Origin of the sequence: Lactobacillus taiwanensis DSM 21401, from assembly GCF_001436695.1 — a bacterium.
GTDB classification, from domain to species: Bacteria; Bacillota; Bacilli; order Lactobacillales; family Lactobacillaceae; genus Lactobacillus; species Lactobacillus taiwanensis.
This window is the reverse complement of the sequence record NZ_AYZG01000051.1, coordinates 217,089-222,208: the sequence shown is the minus strand read 5'-3', so window position 1 is coordinate 222,208 and position 5,120 is coordinate 217,089. Positions and strand designations below refer to the sequence as shown.

1 protein-coding gene is annotated in these 5,120 nt (G+C 37.8%); it reads left to right on the top strand.

Annotated features, from left to right (window positions below; all coding sequences use genetic code 11):
• Positions 1–5,120, top strand: a 5,120-nt coding sequence (locus FD18_RS07315; RefSeq protein WP_200953894.1) for a DUF1542 domain-containing protein, incomplete at both ends; no start/stop codon positions are given.

The window sequence follows — 5,120 nt, the reverse complement described above, 5'->3', positions numbered from 1 at the left end:
ACGGTATTAAAGTACCAACTGAATCAACAGCTAAAGAAGCAGCTAAGAAAGCAGTAACCGACGCAGCAACAGCAAAGAACAATGCAATTGATTCTTCAAACTTAACAGATGAAGAAAAAGCTGCGTTGAAGCAAGCAGTAACTGAAGCTCAAAATGTTGCAGATCAAGCCATTGATAATGCAACAACAAACGCAGCAGTAACTGAAGCTCAAACCAATGGCGTGAATGCAATTGACGGTATTAAAGTACCAACTGAATCAACAGCTAAAGAAGCAGCTAAGAAAGCAGTAGCCGACGCAGCAACTGCAAAGAATACTGCAATTGATTCTTCAAACTTAACAGATGAAGAAAAAGCAGCCTTGAAACAAAAAGTTACTGAAGCACAAACAGCTGCAGATCAAGCCATTGATAAAGCAACTACCAATGCTGCAGTAACTGAAGCTCAAACTAATGGCGTGAATGCAATTAATGGCATTAAAGTTCCAACTACATCAGCTATTAAGGAACAAGCCATAACTGATCTTAATACGGCTGTTGATGACGCTAAGAAGGCAATTGATCAAGATAACAACTTGACTGATGAACAAAAACAAGCAGCTAAAGATCAAATTAATTCTGATGCTAAGACTGCTCAAGATGCTATTAACAATGCAAAGACTAATGATGATGTTAAGAAGGCAGCTGATGCTGGTACATTAGCAATAGATAAAGATGTTGCTAATGCAGCCATTGATAATGCAGTCGCTGGTAAGAAATCAGAAATTTCTAACTTACCATTAACAGACGAAGAAAAGACTGCTTTGAATAATGAAGTAGATCAAAAGGCAAATACTGCTAAAGAAGCAATTAACACTTCAACTACTCCAGAAGCTGTAGCTACTGCGCAAGAAAATGGTATTAAGAATATCAATGATATTGACGTACCAACTGAATCAGCAGCAAAACAAGCAGCCAAGGAAGCCGTAGCTAATGCAGCTAATGAAAAGAATGCTGCAATTGATTCTTCAAACTTAACAGCTGAAGAAAAAGCTGCTTTGAAACAAAAAGTTACTGAGGTACAAAACGCTGCAAATACTACAATTGACAATGCAACTACAAACGCAGACGTAACTCAAGCTAAAGACAATGGTATTAGTGCAATTGACGGCATTAAAGTTCCAACAACATCAGCAAATAAGGAAAAGGCAATTACTGATCTTAACAACGAAGTTGAAAATGCTAAGAAAGCAATTGATCAAGATAGCAATTTGACTGATGAAGAGAAGCATGCAGTTAAAGATCAAATTGACTCCGATGCTAAGACTGCTCAAGATGCCATCAACAATGCAAAGACTGATACTGAGGTAAACAATGCAGTTAACAGTGGTAAGGTTGCAATTGATAAAGAAGTTGCTAACGCAGCAATCGATAATGCAGTTGCTGGTAAGCTTAAGGAAATTCAAGATCCACTAACTACTGACGAAAAACAAGCTTACACTGATTTAATTAATTCTGAAGCAAATAATGCAAAACAAAATATTGCTAACGCAACTACTGTTGAAGAAGTAACTACTGCACAAACAAACGGTGTAAATGAAATTAATAATACCGAAATTCCAACCACTTCTTCAGCCAAAGATAATGCAATTGCTGCCATCAATGATGCTCTTCAAAAGAAGACCGATGAAATCAACAATGCTTCTAATATCAACGCTCAAGAAAAGACTGACTTAATCAATCAAGCAACTGAAGCAGCCAATGCTGCTAAGAACAATATCAACAATGCTACTACTAATGTCGATGTTGATACTGCCCAAACAAATGGTGAAAAAGCAATTGCTGATGTAACAGTTCCAAACTTGTCTGATATTAAGAAGGAAAGTATTGATCTAATTAACAAGGCCTTAGATGCCAAGACTGATGAAATCAACAATGCTTCTAACCTTTCCCAAGGTGAAAAGCAAGGTTTGATCAATGCTGCAACTAATGCCGCAACTGAAGCAATTAACAGCGTCAACCAATCTCAAACAAATGATGATGCTAAGGCAGCAGCAAATACTGGTGTTCAAAATATCGAAAATGTTACTATTCCAAGTCTTGATGAGGCTAAGAAGAATGCTAACCAAGCAATTGAAGACGCATTGAACACTAAAGTAAATGAGATTAACAATGCTTCTAACTTGAATGATACTGAAAAGCAAAAATTAGTTGATCAGGCAACTGAAGCAGCAACTACTGCTAAGAATAATGTTGAAAAGGCCACTACCAACGATGATGCTCGCGATGCAGCTATTGCTGGAATTGATAACATTAAAGGTATTACCTTTACTTCACTAGAAGATGCTAAAAATGCAGCAAACACTGCAATTGACAATGCTTTGCAAGTTAAAACAAATGAAATTAATAATGCATCTAACTTAAGTACTGAAGAAAAGCAAGACTTAATCAATCAAGCAAGTGAAGTAGCTAAAAATGCAAAAGATAATATCAACAATGCAACTACCAATGATGCTGTGACTGACGCACAGAATAAGGGTATTGCAGATATTGCTAATGTGACTGTTCCAAGCTTAGCTCAAGCTAAACAAGATGCAATTAATGCAATTAAACAAGTTCAAGATGCTAAGAATAAGCAAATCTCTGCTGCATCTAACTTAAGTGCTGAAGAACAAAAAGAATTAAGTGATCAAGTAGATAAAATTGCTAACGATGCAATTGATAAGATTAATGAGTCATCCACTACTACTAATGATGCAGTTACTGCAACACGTGATGACGCAATTAAGCAAATTACTGATCTATTTATTCCAACTCTAGAGGGAGCACAAACAGATGCTCTCAATGCAATTGAAAGTGCTAAGAATGCTAAGCTTACTGACATTAACAACGCTACTCACTTAACTGATCAAGAAAAGCAGGCTTTGGTTGATCAAACAAATAAAGCTGCCGATGATGCAACTAAGGAAATTAAGGGCGCTCAAACTAATGATGCAGTCAAGAGTGCAGAAACAACCGGTTTAGATAATATTAATAACATTACTATTCCAACCTTAGTTCAGAAGCAACAAGAAGCTATTGGAGAATTGAATGTAGCACGTGATGCTAAGAATAGGGCAATTGATGATGCTAGTGATCTAACTACTGATGAAAAGAACACTTTGAAAGATGAAGTTCAAGCAGAATACAGTAACGCAGTATCAAATATTACCAGTGCAACAACTGATGAAGCAGTAACAACTGCTAAAGAAGACGGCATCGCAGCAATTAAAGATATTCAAATTCCAACTAAGTCACCTGCTAAGGAACAAGCAACAAGTGATCTTAATACTGCAGTTGATGAAGCTAAGAACGCAATCGATCAAGACAACAACTTGACTGATGAAGAGAAGCAAGCAGCTAAAGATCAAATTGATTCTGATGCTAAGAAAGCGCAAGAAGCAATTGATAATGCTATTACTGATGATGAGGTTAATACGGCTGTTGATAATGGTAAGCTTGCCATTGATAAAGATGTTGCTAATGCGGCCATCGATAACGCAGTTTCTGGTAAGAAGAACGAAATTTCTAAATCACTATTAACTGATGAAGAAAAGGCGGCTTTAAACGATGAAGTAGATGAAAAGGCACAAGCTGCTAAAGACGCAATCAATAATGCCACTACTCCAGAAGCTGTAACTACTGCACAAGAAAATGGTATTAAGAAGATCAATGATACTGAAGTACCAACCGAATCAGCAGCCAAAGAAGCTGCTAAGAAGGCAGTAGCCGAAGCTGCAGACGCAAAGAACAATGCAATCGATTCTTCAAACTTAACAGCTGAAGAAAAAGCTGCATTGAAGCAAGAAGTTACTGAAGCACAAAACGCAGCAGATAGAGCAATAGATGCTGCAACTACAAACACGGCAGTAACTGAAGCTCAGGACAAGGGTGTTAAGGCAATTGATAATGTTACTGTACCAACTGAATCAGCAGCCAAAGAAGCTGCTAAGAAGGCAGTGACAGAAGCTGCTGAAGCTAAAAACAATGCAATTGATTCTTCAAACTTAACAGTTGAAGAAAAAGCTGCATTGAAGCAAGAAGTAGCTGAAGCACAAAATGCTGCTAATACTGCCATTGATAATGCAACTACCAACGCTGGAGTTACTGAGGCAGAAGACAATGGCATTAAAGAAATTAATTCTATTGAAGTACCAACTAAGTCAGCTGCTAAAGAACAAGCAACAAGTGACCTTAATACTGCAGTTAATGAAGCTAAGAACGCAATCGATCAAGACAACAACTTGACTGATGAAGAGAAGCAAGCAGCTAAGGATCAAATTGACTCTGATGCTAAGAAGGCACAAGAAGCAATCGATAATGCTAAGACTAACGACGATGTTAAGAAAGCAACCGATGACGGTACATTAGCAATTGATAAAGATGTTTCTAATGCAGCAATCGATAACGCAGTTGCTGGCAAGAAGGCTGAAATTTCTAAATCATCATTAACTGATGAAGAAAAAGATGCTTTAAACAACCAAGTTGATCAAAAGGCACAAGCTGCTAAAGAAGCAATTAAGGCTGCAACTACTCCAGAAGCTATAACTACTGCACAAGAAAATGGTATTAAGAATATCAATGATACTGAAGTACCAACCGAATCAGCAGCCAAAGAAGCAGCTAAGAAGGCAGTAGCCGACGCAGCAACAGCAAAGAACAATGCAATTGATTCTTCAAACTTAACAGACGGAGAAAAGGCTGCATTGAAGCAAGAAGTTAGTGATGCTCAAAGTGCTGCCAATACTACAATCGATACCGCAACTACCAACACTGCGGTAACTGAAGCGCAAGAAAATGGTGTTAAAGCAATTAATGGTATTGAAGTACCAACTAAATCAGCTACTAAAGATCAAGCAACAACTGATCTTAACAACGAAGTTGATGAAGCTAAGAAGGCAATTGACCAAGATAACAACTTAACTGACGAAGAGAAGCAAGCAGCTAAGGATCAAATTGACTCTGATGCTAAGAAGGCCCAAGAAGCAATCGATAATGCTAAGACTAATGACGACGTTAAGAAGGCAGTTGAAGATGGAAAATTAGCAATTGATAAGGATGTCGCTAATGCGGCTATCGACGATGCAGCTGCTGGTAAGAAAGCA